Source organism: Rhodoferax sp. (assembly GCF_012927445.1).
Lineage (GTDB): Bacteria > Pseudomonadota > Gammaproteobacteria > Burkholderiales > Burkholderiaceae_C > Rhodoferax.
Genome location: NZ_JABBPD010000004.1, coordinates 402,752 through 418,229, shown reverse-complemented (window position 1 = coordinate 418,229; position 15,478 = coordinate 402,752). Strand labels below are relative to the sequence as shown.

General features: G+C 60.2%; 14 protein-coding genes. 3 read left to right on the top strand and 11 right to left on the bottom strand.

Going from position 1 to position 15,478, the window contains the following annotated elements; all coding sequences use genetic code 11:
- The first annotated feature begins 24 nt into the window (after positions 1-24).
- Positions 25-177 (top strand): hypothetical protein, encoded by a 153-nt coding sequence (locus HHJ17_RS07510; protein WP_296505430.1) that lies wholly within the window; start codon positions 25-27, stop codon positions 175-177.
- A gap of 100 nt (positions 178-277) precedes the next feature.
- The gene (locus HHJ17_RS07505) at positions 278-2,017 is read left to right on the top strand and encodes a methyl-accepting chemotaxis protein (RefSeq protein ID WP_296505428.1); all 1,740 of its coding nucleotides are present in this window, start codon (positions 278-280) and stop codon (positions 2,015-2,017) included.
- A gap of 22 nt (positions 2,018-2,039) precedes the next feature.
- On the opposite strand, the gene HHJ17_RS07500 is transcribed toward HHJ17_RS07505, so the two are convergent.
- Both HHJ17_RS07500 and lysS read right to left on the bottom strand, forming a co-directional pair.
- A complete protein-coding gene (locus HHJ17_RS07500; RefSeq protein ID WP_296505426.1) occupies positions 2,040-2,585 on the bottom strand; it encodes a YgjP-like metallopeptidase domain-containing protein in 546 nt (181 codons plus the stop codon).
- 43 nt (positions 2,586-2,628) lie between these two features.
- Positions 2,629-4,182, bottom strand: coding sequence for a lysine--tRNA ligase (gene lysS, locus HHJ17_RS07495; protein ID WP_296505425.1), 1,554 nt, complete (start codon positions 4,180-4,182; stop codon positions 2,629-2,631).
- A gap of 181 nt (positions 4,183-4,363) precedes the next feature.
- Here lysS and HHJ17_RS07490 point away from each other — a divergent pair, with 181 nt between their 5' ends.
- On the top strand, positions 4,364-4,930 hold the full coding sequence (locus tag HHJ17_RS07490) for a YggT family protein (RefSeq protein ID WP_296505423.1): 567 nt from the start codon (positions 4,364-4,366) through the stop codon (positions 4,928-4,930).
- Positions 4,931-4,942: 12 nt separating this feature from the next.
- Here HHJ17_RS07490 and accD read toward each other — a convergent pair whose 3' ends face one another.
- The 9 genes from accD to leuD form a co-directional block, all read right to left on the bottom strand.
- Positions 4,943-5,815 (bottom strand): acetyl-CoA carboxylase, carboxyltransferase subunit beta, encoded by an 873-nt coding sequence (gene accD, locus HHJ17_RS07485; protein WP_296505422.1) that lies wholly within the window; start codon positions 5,813-5,815, stop codon positions 4,943-4,945.
- Positions 5,816-5,900: 85 nt separating this feature from the next.
- The gene (gene trpA / locus HHJ17_RS07480; RefSeq protein ID WP_296505420.1) at positions 5,901-6,722 is read right to left on the bottom strand and encodes a tryptophan synthase subunit alpha; all 822 of its coding nucleotides are present in this window, start codon (positions 6,720-6,722) and stop codon (positions 5,901-5,903) included.
- Entirely contained in the window at positions 6,719-8,026 is a 1,308-nt protein-coding gene (gene trpB, locus HHJ17_RS07475) for a tryptophan synthase subunit beta (protein ID WP_296505418.1), read from the bottom strand. Before trpB ends, trpA begins: the two co-directional genes overlap by 4 nt.
- Entirely contained in the window at positions 8,019-8,837 is an 819-nt protein-coding gene (locus HHJ17_RS07470) for a phosphoribosylanthranilate isomerase (RefSeq protein WP_296505416.1), read from the bottom strand. The genes trpB and HHJ17_RS07470 overlap by 8 nt, the downstream gene beginning before the upstream one ends.
- On the bottom strand, positions 8,834-9,616 hold the full coding sequence (gene truA, locus HHJ17_RS07465) for a tRNA pseudouridine(38-40) synthase TruA (protein WP_296505414.1): 783 nt from the start codon (positions 9,614-9,616) through the stop codon (positions 8,834-8,836). The genes HHJ17_RS07470 and truA overlap by 4 nt, the downstream gene beginning before the upstream one ends.
- Positions 9,617-9,637: 21 nt before the next feature.
- Positions 9,638-12,202 (bottom strand): FimV/HubP family polar landmark protein, encoded by a 2,565-nt coding sequence (locus HHJ17_RS07460; RefSeq protein WP_366557529.1) that lies wholly within the window; start codon positions 12,200-12,202, stop codon positions 9,638-9,640.
- A 247-nt stretch (positions 12,203-12,449) separates the two neighbouring features.
- Complete coding sequence (asd, locus tag HHJ17_RS07455; RefSeq protein WP_296505759.1) at positions 12,450-13,580, bottom strand: aspartate-semialdehyde dehydrogenase; 1,131 nt, start codon at positions 13,578-13,580, stop codon at positions 12,450-12,452.
- A gap of 61 nt (positions 13,581-13,641) precedes the next feature.
- A complete protein-coding gene (gene leuB / locus HHJ17_RS07450; protein ID WP_296501581.1) occupies positions 13,642-14,709 on the bottom strand; it encodes a 3-isopropylmalate dehydrogenase in 1,068 nt (355 codons plus the stop codon).
- A gap of 96 nt (positions 14,710-14,805) precedes the next feature.
- A complete protein-coding gene (leuD, locus tag HHJ17_RS07445) occupies positions 14,806-15,456 on the bottom strand; it encodes a 3-isopropylmalate dehydratase small subunit (RefSeq protein WP_296501582.1) in 651 nt (216 codons plus the stop codon).
- Positions 15,457-15,478 lie beyond the last annotated feature (22 nt).

Genomic DNA, 15,478 nt, shown 5'->3' with positions numbered 1-15,478 from the left:
TTGGAACCGGAATCGACCTCGTCCATGACCATCGCCAGCTTCATCAAGTTCAGCGGCTTCACGCGTGAGGAGTGGCTCGGGCTACCGCACAATTTGGTGCGCTATCCCGGCACCCTGAACACGATTGCCCAATTGCATCCCGAGCTAGCAAGAGCGGTGATGCAGAGCGCATGCTGACTCTGATGGAGATCGAACAACTCATGTCCAAGGTCGACATGGGCCTGATGGCCGAAGCCGGTCCGTAAAACAGCCTCAACCCTTACAAATCAAAAAGTCCATGAATAACTTAAAAGTCTCGACCCGCCTGACACTTGGTTTTGGCGCGATCATTCTGATCGGCATTGCAATTTCGATCATCGGAGCCCTGAAAATGCGCTCGCTGGCCGCCAGTCTGGATGATGTGGCAAGCAATCGGATGGTCAAGGTGGCTCAGTTCACCGAGATCAAAGACAACCTCAATGCCGCCGCCCGCGCGGTGCGCAACATTGTCATCAGCGACGCCCCGGCCGTTCGCGATGATGAGAAGAAGAAAATTGCCGAACTCCGGAGCGCTAATAAAGAGACATTGGCGAAACTTGAAAAAACATTGACGCAACCCAAAGCGCTTGAGTATCTGAAAATACTTAACGACAATCGGATTCCCTACAACAGCGGTCTTGATCGCGTCATCGCCCTGGTCGAAAAAGGCGAGAAGGCGGAAGCCGTTCAACTGCTGACTGGCGAAGTGCGCAGCTTGCAGAACGTGGTTTTCAAAGCCAGCGAGGATTCGCGTGCCCTGCAGAAAGAAGTCGCCGACATGCTGACACAGGAGGCGGCAAAAACAGCAAATACTTCGGGCGTACTCATGAGTGGATTGGCCCTGCTGATGCTGATTGTGGGCGCGGGCATTGCCTGGTTGATCACCCGTGATTTGTCACGCTCACTGGGCGCTGAACCTTCCGAATTGTGCGATGCCGTCAGCCGCGTGGCCGATGGCGATCTGAGCGTCCGGATGACCGTGCGCAACGGCGACACAGCCAGTGTGGTGGCTGCCGTAGAACGCATGCAAACGTCTTTGACCCGCGTGGTCGGCACGGTGCGTCAGGGCTCCGAAAGCGTGGCCACCGCTTCCATGCAAATTGCGCAGGGCAACAACGACTTGTCCGGCCGCACCGAAGAGCAGGCCAGCGCGCTGGAAGAAACCGCTGCCTCGATGGAGCAACTCAGCTCCACCGTGCGCCAGAACGCCGACAACGCCAAGCAGGCCAACCAACTGGCGCAAAGTGCGTCCACCGTCGCCATCCAGGGCGGTGAAGTGGTGGCGCAAGTGGTCGGCACCATGAAAGGCATCAATGACTCTTCGCGGAAGATCAGCGACATCATCAGCGTGATCGACGGCATCGCCTTTCAGACCAACATCCTGGCGCTCAATGCGGCGGTAGAAGCAGCCCGTGCCGGCGAGCAGGGCCGCGGCTTTGCGGTGGTGGCCTCCGAGGTGCGCAGTCTGGCCGGCCGCTCGGCCGATGCGGCCAAGGAAATCAAGACCCTGATCAATGACAGCGTGGAGCGTGTCGAACAGGGCACGGTGCTGGTCGATCAGGCTGGCACCACCATGGCCGAAGTGGTAAGCAGCATCCGGCGTGTCACCGACATCATGGGCGAGATCAGCGCCGCCAGCAACGAGCAAGCTCAAGGCGTGGCGCAGGTGGGCGAAGCCATTACCCAGATGGACCAGGCCACGCAGCAGAATGCGGCGCTGGTGGAGGAAAGTGCCGCTGCGGCTGACAGCTTGAAGACCCAGGCCCAGCAACTGGTGCAGGCGGTGGCAGTGTTCAAGCTCGCGCAGGATCAGGGCGGTTTGGCCGTGCACAGTACGCCCGTGCAGCCCCAGCGCACGCTTGCCAAGACCGCGCAAGCCCCGAGAAAACTCGGCAACGTGTCCCAGGCCAAGCCGATTGTCAACAGCGCCAAGAAGCTGACGTTGACAGCGTCAGTCCAGACCGGCAAAGCGGACGGCGGTGATTGGGAAAGCTTTTAGACCGTCCGCCTGGCCGCTGGCGTCAGCAAACTTCGCGCGGCGCGACGCCCCACAACCGCGTCCCTGAAACTTCCAGGTGGGTCAAATACATGCGAACCTCAAACTCCAGCTGGTGGTAGCTGGGTTCCATGTAGCTGCAGAGCTGGTAGAAGGCCTTGTCGTGGGCTCGTTCCTTGATGTGGGCCAGCTCGTGCACTGTGATCATCTTCAGAAACTCCGGCGGCGCGTCCTTGAACAGGGCTGCGATACGGATTTCGCGTTTGGACTTGAGTTTGCTGCCCTGCACCCGCGAGATGGTGGTGTGTGTGCCCAAGGCGTGTTGCACCACCTGCAGTTTGCTGTCAAACGCCACTTTGGCTAAAGGATCGGCACCGCGCAGGTAGGTTTGTTTCAGCTCCTGCACGTACTCAAACAGCGCTTTGTCGGTGCGCACGCCGTGGCCGCTCGGGTACTTTTTCAGCAGCCACTCGCCCAGACCGTTGCTGGCGACAAGTCGTTCGACCTGTGCCAGCGTGTCTGCGGCATAACCAATCAGGTATTTGAGTGGCTTGGGTGCTATTGTATTCATAGCTACTTGCGTAATATCGACGGGGGCTAGAGGTCTATTTTCCTTAAGATTCCCGACGCAGGGCCGGAAACAGGATCACGTCACGAATGCTGGCGCTGTCGGTCAGCAGCATCATGAGGCGGTCGATGCCGATACCACAACCACCGGCCGGCGGCATGCCGTATTCCAGGGCGCGAATGAAGTCGTGGTCGTAATACATGGCTTCGTCGTCGCCACTGTCTTTGGCGGCGACCTGGGCGTGGAAGCGGGCGGCTTGTTCTTCGGCATCGTTGAGCTCGGAGAAACCGTTGCCAAATTCGCGGCCGGTGATGTAGAGCTCAAAGCGTTCGGTCACGCCGGGCTTGTGATCGCTGGCGCGGGCCAGCGGCGAGATTTCAACCGGGTGTTCGCAGATGAAGGTCGGTTGCCACAGCTTTTCTTCCACCGTTTCTTCAAAGTACAGCACTTGCAGGCTGGCCAGCGAACGGGTCGACAGCTTGTGTTTGCCCTCCGTCAGGCCCAGCTTGCGCAGAGCGCCGATGAGCCAGGCCTCGTTGTCCACCCGCAAGCCTGGGCCGCCTTCCAGGGCTTCGCCGGCTTCGGTGTGCTTGCAGATGGCCTCATGAATCGTCAAACGCTCAAACGGCTTGGCCAGATCGACGGGCTTGCCGCCATAGCTCAGCTGCAGGGTGTCGACCGCCTTGTGCGCGGCATCGCGGACCAGGGCCTCGGTGAAGGTCATCAGGTCCTGGTAGTCCCAGTAGGCCGCGTAGAACTCCATCATGGTGAACTCGGGGTTGTGGCGCACCGAGATGCCTTCATTGCGGAAGTTGCGGTTGATCTCGAACACGCGCTCGAAGCCGCCCACCAGCAGGCGTTTCAGGTACAGCTCGGGCGCAATGCGCAAGAACATCTGCTGGTCCAGCGCGTTGTGGTGCGTGGTGAAGGGCTTGGCGTTGGCGCCGCCCGGAATCGGATGCAGCATGGGGGTCTCAACTTCCAGAAAGTTGTGTCCCACCATGAACTCGCGAATGCCGCTGACCGCTTTGGAGCGCGCCACAAAGCGTTTGCGGGCGGCCTCGTCCGTCATCAGGTCGACATAGCGCTGGCGGTACTTGACTTCCTGGTCGTTCATGCCGTGAAACTTGTCCGGCATGGGACGCAGGCTCTTGGTCAGCAGACGCACGCTGCTGGCATGGATGGAGAGCTCTCCGGTCTTGGTTTTGAAAACCTTGCCTTCGGCTGCCACGATGTCGCCCAGATCCCAGTGCTTGAAGCTGGCATAGAGGTCGGCGCCAATGTCTTCACCCTTGATGTAAATCTGGATGCGCCCGGTGCTGTCTTGCAGGGTACAGAAGCTGGCCTTGCCCATGACACGCTTGAGCATCATGCGACCGGCGACCTTGGCGACGGCGCCTTGTTCGAGCAGTCCTTCTGTGGTTTGGCCGGCGTGGGCGGCAAACAGGTCGGCGGCATGGTCCGCCGGTTTGAAATCATTGGGGAAGGCAACGCCCTTGCCGTCCAGCTGTTGCTGGCGGATGGCCTTGAGCTTTTCGCGCCGCTCCAAAATGAGCTGGTTTTCGTCCTGGGGAGCGGGGGAGGTGGTTTGATCAGACATGAAGGGGGCGCAATAGTTGGAGCAGCGAAGGAGGAAGGGTAAACGGCTATTTGAGGCCGAAACCACTGATTTTAAATGGCCCGCGTCCTGTCGCTATGATTCAATGAGATTTACACCCCCTTAATCAGTTTGGACAGCGCTGGCACGCATGGCGTCGCAGCGGTTTGTCCCCCCAATTTTCATGCTCTACCAAATTATTTCTTTGTTGCTTGAAGTCATCGCCGGTGTCCTTGGCGGTGCCTGTTTGTTGCGGTTGTACATGCAGTACCAGCGCATTCCCATGTCGGCGCGTTCGGGCAATCCGCTGGGGCGCTTTGTCTTTGCCTTGACCGACTGGCTGGTGTTGCCGCTGCGGCGTGTGGTGCCGGCGTTGGGACGTTGGGATATGGCCAGCCTGGTCGCCGCCTATCTGCTGGAATTGACGCAGTTTTTACTGCTGTGGCTGCTGGCAGGGGCCGACGGCGGCTTGTTTGCCGTGCCGATTTTGGCCGCGTTTGGTGTGCTGCGGCTGGCTATTTCCGGCATGACCGGTCTGGTGATTGTTTACGCCGTCTTGTCCTGGGTGCAGACCCAGTCGGTCATGTCGGACGTGATCGGGCGGCTGTGCGCGCCGCCCCTGACGCCCATCCGGCGCCTGATGCCGCTGGTGGGTGGCATCGATCTGTCGCCGCTGGTGCTGCTGGTGCTGCTCCAGATTGCTTCAATTCTTCTGGGTCATTTGCAAGGGCTGGCCTTGCTCGCCACCTGAATGTGAGGCGGCTCAGATCACGGCGTCAGCCGGCTGGCGCAGCAGCATCGCCAGCGTGCTGGCCACGGTCTTGCGCAGCTCGCGGCGATCACAGATAAAGTCGATCGCGCCTTTGGTCCGCAAGAATTCGGCACGCTGAAAACCTTCTGGCAGCGTGACCCGCACGGTCGATTCAATCACGCGGGGGCCGGCAAAACCAATCAAGGCTTTCGGCTCGGCAATTACCACGTCGCCCAAAAAGGCAAAGCCAGCGCTGACGCCACCCATGGTCGGGTCAGTCAAGACGCTGATAAACGGCAAACCCTTTTTGGCCAAGCGTGTCAACGAGGCATTGGTCTTGGCCATTTGCATCAGGCTGAGCAGGCCTTCCTGCATGCGTGCGCCACCGGTGGAGGTGAAGCAGACAAACGGTACTTTTTGCTCAATCGCTGCGTGGACCCCGCGCACAAAGCGCTCACCCACCACCGAGCCCATGCTGCCGCCCATGAATTCAAATTCAAAGCAGGCGGCCACCACGCCAATGCCGTGCACGGTGCCGCCCATGACCACCAGCGCATCGGTCTCGCCCGTGTTCTCCAGGGCTTCTTTCAAGCGTTCCGGGTACTTGCGGCTGTCCTTGAACTTGAGCGCATCCACCGGCAACACTTCTTGCCCCAGTTCGAACCGACCTTCGTTGTCCAGAAACACGTTGAGCCGGGCGCGCGCACCGATGCGGTGGTGGTGGCTGCAGGTGGGGCAGACGTTCTGGTTCTGTTCCAGGTCCGTCTTGTAGAGCACGGAGTCACAGCTGGGGCATTTGATCCACAGTCCTTCCGGCACGCTGCGCCGGTCCGCCGGGTTGGTGTGCTGAATTTTTGGGGGCAGAAGTTTTTCGAGCCAACTCATGGAGTCTCCTAAGGGTTGAGGACAGCGCTTGCGCCGCTATCGCGGGGCTGCGGTTTGTCCCGCAAGGTATCAGTTCAGGGGTGGATTATGAATCCAGCGCGGTCCGGATTTCGCGCAAAAAATTCTGGGCGACCGAAGCGACCTGGTCGCGGGGCACTTCATCGATCAGCTGAATGATTTTGCTGCCAATCACCACCGCATCGGCTACTTTGCCAATCGCGCGGGCGGTGACCGCGTCACGGATGCCAAAACCGACGCCGACCGGCACGCTCACATGCTGGCGAATGCGCGGCAACATGGCCTCCACAGAAGCCGTGTCCAGGGTGCCCGAGCCGGTCACGCCCTTGAGCGATACGTAATAGACGTAGCCGCTGGCCACGGCGGCGACCTGCTGCATCCGTTCGTCGGTACTGGTGGGGGCCAGCAAAAAGATCAGGTCCAGGCCATGGCTTTTGAGTTCTGCGGCAAAACCTTCGCATTCTTCGGGTGGGTAATCCACGATCAGGACGCCGTCCACGCCCGCTGCGGCGGCATCCGCGACAAAGGCGCTTTGGCCATCGAGACGGTCGTGCTTCTGGTTGTAACGCTCCACCGGGTTGGCGTAGCCCATCAACACCACCGGGGTGCTGGTGTCTTGGGTGCGAAAGGCGCGCACCATGTCCAGCACCTGCACCATGCCGATACCGGCAGCCAGCGCTTTGTCGCCGGCTTTCTGGATCACGGGGCCATCGGCACTGGGGTCGGAGAAGGGTACGCCGAGTTCAATCACGTCGGCGCCACCTGCAACAAAAGCGTGCATCAACTCCGGCGTGATGTCGGCAAACGGGAAACCGGCGGTGACGTAAGGAATCAGCGCCTTGTGGCCGCTGGTCTTCAGCTTGGAAAAAGTGGCAGCGATACGGCTCATTTCGGCATCCTCACGACGTGTTCTGCGTTACCTAAAGCTGAGATGTCGCCGCCTTTCACCGATTGACCGGTGCAGCTGGGACGGCAAAAGAAGTCGGCGTTGCTCAGGTCAGCGACGGTGCCAATGTCCTTGTCACCACGGCCGGACAGATTGACCAAAATGGACTGGTCGGGGCGCATGGTTTTGGCCAGTTTCATGGCGTAGGCCACGGCATGACTCGATTCGAGCGCCGGAATGATGCCTTCGGTGCGGCACAGGTAGTGGAAGGCGGCCAATGCTTCTGCGTCGGTGATGCCGACGTACTCGGCGCGGCCGATGTCTTTCAGGTACGCGTGTTCCGGGCCGACGCCGGGGTAATCCAGCCCGGCGCTGATGCTGTGGGTCTCGGTCACCTGGCCGTTGTCGTCCTGCAGCACATAGGTGCGGTTGCCGTGCAGCACACCGGGGCTGCCGAGTTGCAGCGAGGCGGAATGGCGTGCGGTATCCAGACCTTCACCTGCCGCTTCGACGCCGATCAGGCGCGTATTTTCATGCTGGATGTAAGGGTAAAAAATGCCCATGGCGTTAGAGCCACCGCCAACGCAGGCGACCACGGCGTCGGGTTGCGTCGTTTTGCAGCCTTGCGCTTGCAGCATTTCAGGCATTTGCACCAGGCATTCGGTGCCGATGACGCTCTGGAAGTCGCGCACCATCATCGGGTACGGGTGCGGTCCGGCCACCGTGCCGATGATGTAGAAGGTGTTGTCCACGTTGGCGACCCAGTCGCGCATCGCTTCGTTGAGCGCGTCTTTCAGCGTCTTGCTGCCGCTCTCCACCGGCACCACGGTGGCGCCCAGCAGCTTCATGCGGTAGACGTTCGGGCTCTGGCGCTTGACGTCTTCGCTGCCCATGTAGACCACGCATTCCAGACCGTAGCGGGCGCAAATGGTGGCCGTGGCGACACCGTGCTGGCCGGCGCCGGTCTCGGCAATCACGCGCGTCTTGCCCATGCGCTTGGCCAGCATCGCCTGACCGATGGTGTTGTTGATTTTGTGGGCGCCGGTGTGGTTCAGATCTTCACGTTTGAGAAAAATCTGCGCGCCGCCCTGTTCGCGGCTCATGCGGTCGGCGTGGTAAACCGGCGACGGGCGCCCGACAAAGTGCGCCAACTCGTAGTTGAATTCAGCGACAAACGCCGGATCATGCTGGTACTTGGCGTAGGTGGCCTTGAGCTCGTTGATGGCGTGCGTCAGCGTCTCGGAGACAAAGCTGCCGCCATAAATGCCGAAGTGGCCACGGGGGTCGGGTTGGTGATACTCAAACATGTTTTGACATCTCTGCAAGTTGTTGGTCAGCGGCGCGCACGGCGGCGATAAACTGGTTGATTTTTTCGGGGTCCTTGAGGCCCTTGTTGCCGGGGCCGGACAGTTCCACCCCCGAGCTCACATCAACGGCCAGGGTTTTACACCGCGGCCGTACTGCCAGAATGCCGTCGATCACGTTGGCAGCGGTCAGCCCACCACTCAAGACGAGGTGAGCGTTGACGTTTGGAGGCAGCAGTGACCAATTGAATGTTTGCCCACCGCCACCATACCCGTCGACATGGGAGTCGAGCAAAATGGCCTGGGCTTTTGAGTAATCGAGCGCGTATTTTACGAGATCAAAGCTGCGCGCGGCGTCCCCCAGTGGAATGCGCGCGGCCCGCAAAAACGGCCGGGCACCCTGCTGGGTGGCTTCCAAACACTGTTCGGGTGTTTCTTCACCATGAAATTGGACTGTAGCCCCCGCGATAGCTGCGCAAGCAGCTACTATATTTGTAGCACGCTCGTTGACGAACAGCAGCACCGGCGTGACAAACGGTGGTAACCGTCGGGCCAACTCGGCGGCGCGCTGAACCGATACACAGCGCGGACTTTTCTCGTACAGCACAAAACCGATGGCATCGGCGCCAGCGGCGACGGCCGCGTCCACATCCGCTTCGCGCGTCAGACCGCAAATCTTGATCCGGGTGCGCTGAAGAGATAGAGCCCCCACGCTTGCCACTGTGTGTACTGCGCTGCCCCCCGAGTGGGCCTTCGCGCCTTGGGGCGGCCCGGCGTCGCTCAAAGTTGGCTGTTTACGAGATATTTGGCTCATGGCAATCCATCAAAGGCCGGCGTGCGTTCCGGCAAACCCCAGTGCGGGGCATAACGCGGGCCGAGAAAATACAGCCCATCGGGCGAAAAAGTGGGCGCAGCGGCGTTCCGGTCGCGCTCAAACAGCACATGCCGCGCCCAGTCAGGGGGCTGCTTACGTTGACCCACCACGATCAGGCAGCCCATGATGTTGCGAATCATGTGGTGCAAAAACGCGTTGGCTTCAAATTCAAAGCGCCAGTAGGCGCCGCGCTTGGCGATGTCAATGCGTTCAATGATTTTGATTGGAGACAAGGCCTGGCAGGCCGCGGCTCGAAATGAGGTGAAGTCGTGCTCGCCCAACAGGTGCGCCGCGGCTTCTTGCATGGCGTCCAGGTCCAGGGGGCGGTAAACCCAGCCAACCCGGCCGGCGTCCACACTGGGGCGCACCGGCGACTCCACCAAAATATAGGCGTAGCGACGCGACAAGGCGCTGGCGCGGCAATGAAATTCGGCGGGCACCACCTGCGCCCATTCCACCGCAATGTCGCGCGGCAGAAAAGCATTGGTGCCACGGACCCACGACGCCACGGTGCGCTCCAGCGGGGTGTCGAAATGGACGACCTGCATCAGGCCGTGCACGCCGGAATCGGTGCGGCCTGCGCACAGGGTTGAAACCTTATGCGTCGTGAATTTGCGCAACGCCAGTTCGAGTTTGTCCTGCACGGTCAGGCCCGATAACTGGCTTTGCCAGCCTTGGTAGGCCTGACCGTTGTAGCTGATGCCGAGTGCCAACCTCACAACAGGTTCATATCGCGGTCATCAGAGATTGCTCAGGGCGCGTTGCGCCTTGGCTTTCATATCACCCGATGCTTCCGAGATGACTTCTTCTATCAGCGCCCGTGCGCCGTCATCATCACCAATGGCCCTGAATTCTTCAGCCAGCGCCAGTTTGGTCGCCAACGGGTCTTCGTAAACAGCGGGCGCCGTCGTGGCTTCCGCCTCGGGTGCATCCCCCAAATCAAGCGACAGGGAGCCCAAGTCAAACTCAAGCATGCCCAAATCTGGCCCGGCCGGTTCTTCAGGCTCCGAACTGGCCAGCGGTACCGGGCTGGTTGCACCAAAACTGGTGGCCGCCTGCAGCTTGAAATCTTCGCTGTTGGCAGAAAGCGGGGGCAGGTCGTCTTTTGCGACCTCCGGTTCGGGCAGGGAAAACTCGATGGTGCCAGGGGTCGGCGCCGCTGGAGGGGGCTCAAAAGTCTCTATGACTTCAGTGGTCAGTCCAAAGTCCAGATCGAGATCCGGAAGCTCCGACTCTGCGGGACTGGCGGTTGTCTCACTGATGACGCTGCCAGGTTCTTCGTCGAGCGAAAAATCAAGGTCCAAATCCAGGTCGACGGATCCACCGGCTGCCAGCGTACTCGGTTGGCTTGGGTGGGTTTCCGCGCTGTCCGTCAGTGGCGTGGTGAATTCAAGCGGAGCCGGCTGTGACGGCGTGCCATCCAGATTGATTGGATGTCCACCGGGCTGGTACAAGGCGTTGCTTGGGTCAATGCTCAGGCCCAGTTCGCAAATACGTTCCCATTCGGGACCGTCGCCATTGGTCAATTTGAAGGCCTGGGACGCAATATTCTCAAAGCCGTTGGTGTCACGCCGCTTGGCAAAAATTTCAAGCAATTTTTGATGGATGGCGACACGTCCAGGATTGGACCGCAGCGCGTCCTTCAAAATTTCCTCGGCCTGCAAATCACGGCCATAGGCGAGGTAGACATCGGCTTCGGCGACAGGATCGACATCGTCGACCGCATCCAGCTGGCTGGGCGAATACGCCATGGAGGAGCCGGTGGCGGCGCTGTCACTGGTGTCGACACTCTGTCCGCCGCTGGCACCAAAGAAGGAGTCGGGCTGCAAGCGGCTTTCCAGAAAAGCACTGTCAACTTGAGCCGCATTTTTGCGCTGCCTGCTGCGGTAGAAGCCAAAGCCAGCCAGCAGGGCGATCAAGCCGACCGCACCCGCCGGGAGCAACGGATTTTCAAGCAGTCCATCGACCAGGCCAGGTTCGGCTGGCAGCGGCACCGTGGGGGGCTGCTTGGCCGCAGCGGAGGCCGCCGGTTTGGCGGCAGCAGCGAGCGCACTGGCGGGTGGCACGGGCGCTGAGCTTGTTACCTCGGGTGCGGAGGCTGCTGGTAGCGGGGCGGCGACGCCCGCCGCGATGGATGCTGGGGCTGCTTCAGACGCCGCTGGACCGGGTGCCGCAGCATTTGACGCGACGCCCAGCATGTTGAGATCACTGATGTTCTTGGCAATTTCAGCGGCCCGACTGGCCGCCTCTTTGGCACTGCGTTCTTTGGCTAACTGGTCTTCAGCCGGTTGCCCCAGAACGGACCCTTTTGACAGGGTCAGTTTGTCGGGCGCCGTGGTGACCGGTTTCTTGTCTTCAACCGTGGCTTGCACACTGCCACTGGCTTTGCGGTCGGCTGCGGCCACTTGGGCGCTGGGCGCGTTGCTGGCCAGTTTTCTGCGGAAGTCGTTGAAATCCTTACTCTGCGCAACAATGATCTGAGTGGCCTCGCCCGCTGCAGTTGCCCCGGCTTGCTCCTCTGTCGGAACATTCAGGATTGATCCGGCCTTGACGCGGTTGACGTTGTCGCCGATGAACGCCGTCGGGTTGGCGCGCAACAAAGCGACCAGCATCTGGTCAAGGGACACATTCGCTGGTTTGGTCGCCGCCGCTATTTTGCTGGCCGTGTCGCCGGATTTGACGGTTACCTTGCCGGTGTCCGAACCTGGCGCCTTGGCCGGTGCGGTACGGGCCGTCGTTTTAGCTGGACTCTTGCGGGGCTCTGCCGGTCGCGTTGCGCTTTCCCTGGGGGATGCTGGCGGGACTGAACCGGGTGTCGCGGCTCGATTGGCAAACGATTGAGCCGGAATTTGCGCCTGGGTTGGCGCGGCGGGTGCTGTCTGTCGCAGACTTGGCGGGTCAAACAACATGGTGTAGTCGCGCACAATGCGGCCTGACGCCCAGCGGGCTTCAAGAATCATGTCCACGAACGGATCGTTGATGGCGCGATCGCTGCGCAAGCGGATGTAGGCCCGTCCATCCGGGCGCCGTTGCAGCGTGGCTTGCAGGCCTGTCATGGCGGGGTTGTATTCGAGTCCGGCGGCCCGGAAGGCTTCTGGTGAAGCGGCGCCCGTCTTCAGCGAGTTGGCTTCTTCCGCATTGATTTCAGGAATTTCAATTTCCGCACGCAAGGGCTCTCCGAGGGCGGATAAAACCGTGATACGGCCCAGCGAAAGCGCTGCGGCATTCGATCCCCATAGCCCGAAAAGAGCTGCGGCGGCAGCGGCCAGGGCAGTTTTTTGCCAGCGATGTGACTTAGCAATCAATTTGTGGACTCCGGTGTTCGGACAGCTGAAAAATAAGTCTCATTTTGCGAACAAATGCCTCGGTACTCAAAACTTGAAAAGGACCATAACATCAATGAAAGGGCCTGACAAGCTGAGAAAGCCTGCAAGTTTGAATCACCCAAAAGCATGGTTCGTTCCGGGTGATTCTATGTTGTGAAGCGACAACGACCTGGCATACCGTGATTACGCGGCATGGCAGGTCGTTGGCGTTGACGCGACGCCGGGTTCAAGCGGCCAGCAAAATGCGCAACATGCGGCGCAAGGGTTCTGCGGCACCCCACAAAAGTTGGTCGCCAATGGTGAAGGCGCCGACGTAGTCTGGTCCCATGGCGAGCTTGCGAATGCGCCCCACCGGAATGCCCAGCGTGCCCGTCACGGCCACTGGCGTCAGGTCTTGCACACTGGCGTCGCGGGTGTTGGGTACCACTTTGACCCACGCGTTGTCAGCCGCGATCAGGGCTTCAATGTCGGCCGTGGGGACATTCTTTTTGAGCTTGAAGGTCAAGGCCTGGCTGTGACAACGCATGGCACCAACGCGCACGCAAAAGCCGTCCACCGGAGTCTCTGCCGTGCCAAAAGCCGCGCCCTGGCCCAGGATCTTGTTGGTTTCGGCGCCGGCTTTCCACTCTTCGCGGGACATGCCGTTGCCGAGATCCTTGTCGATCCAGGGGATCAGGCTGCCGCCCAGCGGCGCGCCAAAATTGGCGGTCTCAGCGCTGGTCAAGGATTGCTGTTTGTGCAGCACCTTGCGGTCAATTTCCAGGATGGCGGACTTGGGGTCGTCCAGCAGGCTTTTGACCTCGGCGTTCAGGGTGCCGAATTGGTTCAATAATTCACGCATGTGCTGGGCGCCGCCACCAGATGCGGCCTGGTAGGTCATGCTGGTCATCCACTCAACCAGCCCGGCTTTGTACAGTGCGCCCACGCCCATCAGCATGCAGCTGACGGTGCAGTTGCCGCCGACCCAGTTGTTGCCGCCCTTGGCCAGTGCGTTCTTGATCACCGGCAGATTGACCGGGTCCAGCACGATGACGGCATCGTCGTTCATGCGCAGGGTGGAGGCGGCGTCAATCCAGTGACCCGCCCAGCCCGCGGCGCGCAGCTTGGGGAAGACCTCGGAGGTGTAGTCGCCACCTTGCGTGCTGATGATGATGTCGCACTTTTTCAGCGCGTCGATGTCAAAAGCGTCTTTCAGGGTGGTTTCGTTCTTCGCCTGCACCGGCGCTTTGCCGCCGGCATTCGAGGTTGAAAAGAACACGGGTTCGATCAGGCCGAAGTCACCCTCCTGCTGCATGCGGTCCATCAACACCGAGCCCACCATGCCACGCCAGCCTACCAAGCCGACCAGATTGCCAATTTTCATCATGTTGCTCTTTCAGATATTCAAAATAACCGGAATGTCCACCTTGGCACCGCGACTACAGGGCCTTGACCACGGCGGCGCCCATTTCCAGGGTACTGACCCGGGTGGTGCCAGCGCTGAAGATGTCGGCTGTGCGCAAGCCTTGCGATAGAACCTGCTTGACGGCAGCCTCAATGCGCTGGGCCGCCGCTTCCTGGTTCAGACTGAAGCGCAGCATCATGGCGGCGCTCAGAATGGTGGCCAGCGGGTTGGCAATGCCTTTGCCGGCGATATCGGGCGCGCTGCCGTGGCTGGGTTCGTACAAGCCTTGATTGCTGGAGTTCAAACTGGCTGAGGGCAACATGCCGATGGAGCCAGTGAGCATGGAGGCTTCGTCGCTCAGGATGTCGCCAAACATGTTGCCGGTGACCACGACGTCAAATTTCTTCGGTGCGCGCACCAGTTGCATGGCGGCGTTGTCCACGTACATATGGTCGAGTTCCACGTCCGGGTATTGCAAGCCGACTTCGGTGACCACGTCGCGCCAGAACTGGAAGGTTTCCAGCACGTTGGCTTTGTCCACGCTGGTCACGCGTTTGCTGCGCTTGCGCGCGGCCTGAAACGCCACGTGGGCAATGCGCTCAATCTCGGGACGCGAGTAGCGCATGGTGTCAAAGGCTTCTTCGGCGCCGGGGAAATGCCCGTCGGTGGCGGTGCGGCGCCCGCGGGGTTGGCCGAAATAGATGTCACCCGTCAGTTCCCGAATGATCAGGATATCGAGGCCGGCAATCAGTTCAGGCTTCAGGCTGGAGGCGTCCACCAGTTGCTCGTAGCAGATGGCCGGCCGGAAGTTGGCAAACAGGCCCAGGTTTTTTCGCAGTCCCAGGATCGCCTGCTCGGGGCGCAGTGGGCGGTCCAGCTTGTCGTATTTCCAGTCACCGACGGCACCAAACAGAATGGCATCGGCTTCTTTGGCCAGCTTGAGGGTGGCTTCCGGCAGCGGGTGACCATGCGCTTCGTAGGCAGCACCGCCGACCAACGCGGTTTCCATCTCAAATTGGAGATCGAGCGCGTTTAAAACCTTGACGGCTTCCGCCACAATTTCGGTACCAATGCCATCGCCTGGCAACACTGCAATTTTCATGAGGAACCTAACTTTTTCTAAAGTGTTGGGGGGACAGCGTTGGCGCGCTAGGCGGCGCTGCGGTCTGTCCCGCAATGAATCAAAATGTACAGCGGTTTACGCAAGCAGCGTGCGGGCTAGCCATGGTTTTTGTGCTAAACGCTGGGCTTCAAAGGTTTTGATTTTGTCGGCGTGCCGCAGGGTCAGGCCAATGTCGTCAAAGCCATTGAGCAGGCAGTATTTGCGAAACGCCTGCACTTCGAAGGGCAGTTCATTCCCGTCCGGCTTGACAATGACCTGGCGCTCCAGGTCGATGGTCAGCGCATAGCCCGGGAAAGCGGCCGCCTCGTTAAACAGTTGGCTGACCTGTGCTTCGCTCAGCACAATCGGCAGCAAGCCATTTTTGAAGCTGTTATTGAAGAAAATGTCGGCGTAGCTGGGGGCAATGATGGCGCGAAAGCCGAATTGATCCAGCGCCCACGGGGCGTGTTCGCGTGACGAGCCGCAACCAAAGTTTTTCCGCGCCAACAGGATGGACGCTCCCTGATAACGGGACTGATTGAGCACAAAGTCGGGGTTCGGTTTGCGACTGGCGGGGTCCTGACCTGGAAAGCCGGCATCCAGGTAGCGCCATTCGTCAAACAGGTTTTGACCAAAGCCGGTCTTGCGGATGGATTTCAGGAATTGCTTGGGGATGATGGCGTCGGTGTCGACGTTCTCGCGGTCCATCGGGGCGACCAGCCCCTTGTGCAGTGTGAATTTTTGCATAGTGATTCCCTTTGCCTCGCGG

Bases quoted from the DNA above. Each gene is read 5' to 3' on its own strand.
- HHJ17_RS07510 (WP_296505430.1), top strand. From the start codon at position 25: ATGACCATCGCCAGCTTCATCAAGTTCAGCGGCTTCACGCGTGAGGAG.
- HHJ17_RS07500 (WP_296505426.1), bottom strand. From the start codon at position 2,585: ATGAATACAATAGCACCCAAGCCACTCAAATACCTGATTGGTTATGCC.
- accD (WP_296505422.1), bottom strand. From the start codon at position 5,815: ATGAGTTGGCTCGAAAAACTTCTGCCCCCAAAAATTCAGCACACCAAC.
- HHJ17_RS07470 (WP_296505416.1), bottom strand. From the start codon at position 8,837: ATGAGCCAAATATCTCGTAAACAGCCAACTTTGAGCGACGCCGGGCCG.
- leuD (WP_296501582.1), bottom strand. From the start codon at position 15,456: ATGCAAAAATTCACACTGCACAAGGGGCTGGTCGCCCCGATGGACCGC.
- trpB (WP_296505418.1), bottom strand. From the start codon at position 8,026: ATGTTTGAGTATCACCAACCCGACCCCCGTGGCCACTTCGGCATTTAT.
- HHJ17_RS07505 (WP_296505428.1), top strand. From the start codon at position 278: ATGAATAACTTAAAAGTCTCGACCCGCCTGACACTTGGTTTTGGCGCG.
- trpA (WP_296505420.1), bottom strand. From the start codon at position 6,722: ATGAGCCGTATCGCTGCCACTTTTTCCAAGCTGAAGACCAGCGGCCAC.
- lysS (WP_296505425.1), bottom strand. From the start codon at position 4,182: ATGTCTGATCAAACCACCTCCCCCGCTCCCCAGGACGAAAACCAGCTC.
- HHJ17_RS07490 (WP_296505423.1), top strand. From the start codon at position 4,364: ATGCTCTACCAAATTATTTCTTTGTTGCTTGAAGTCATCGCCGGTGTC.
- leuB (WP_296501581.1), bottom strand. From the start codon at position 14,709: ATGAAAATTGCAGTGTTGCCAGGCGATGGCATTGGTACCGAAATTGTG.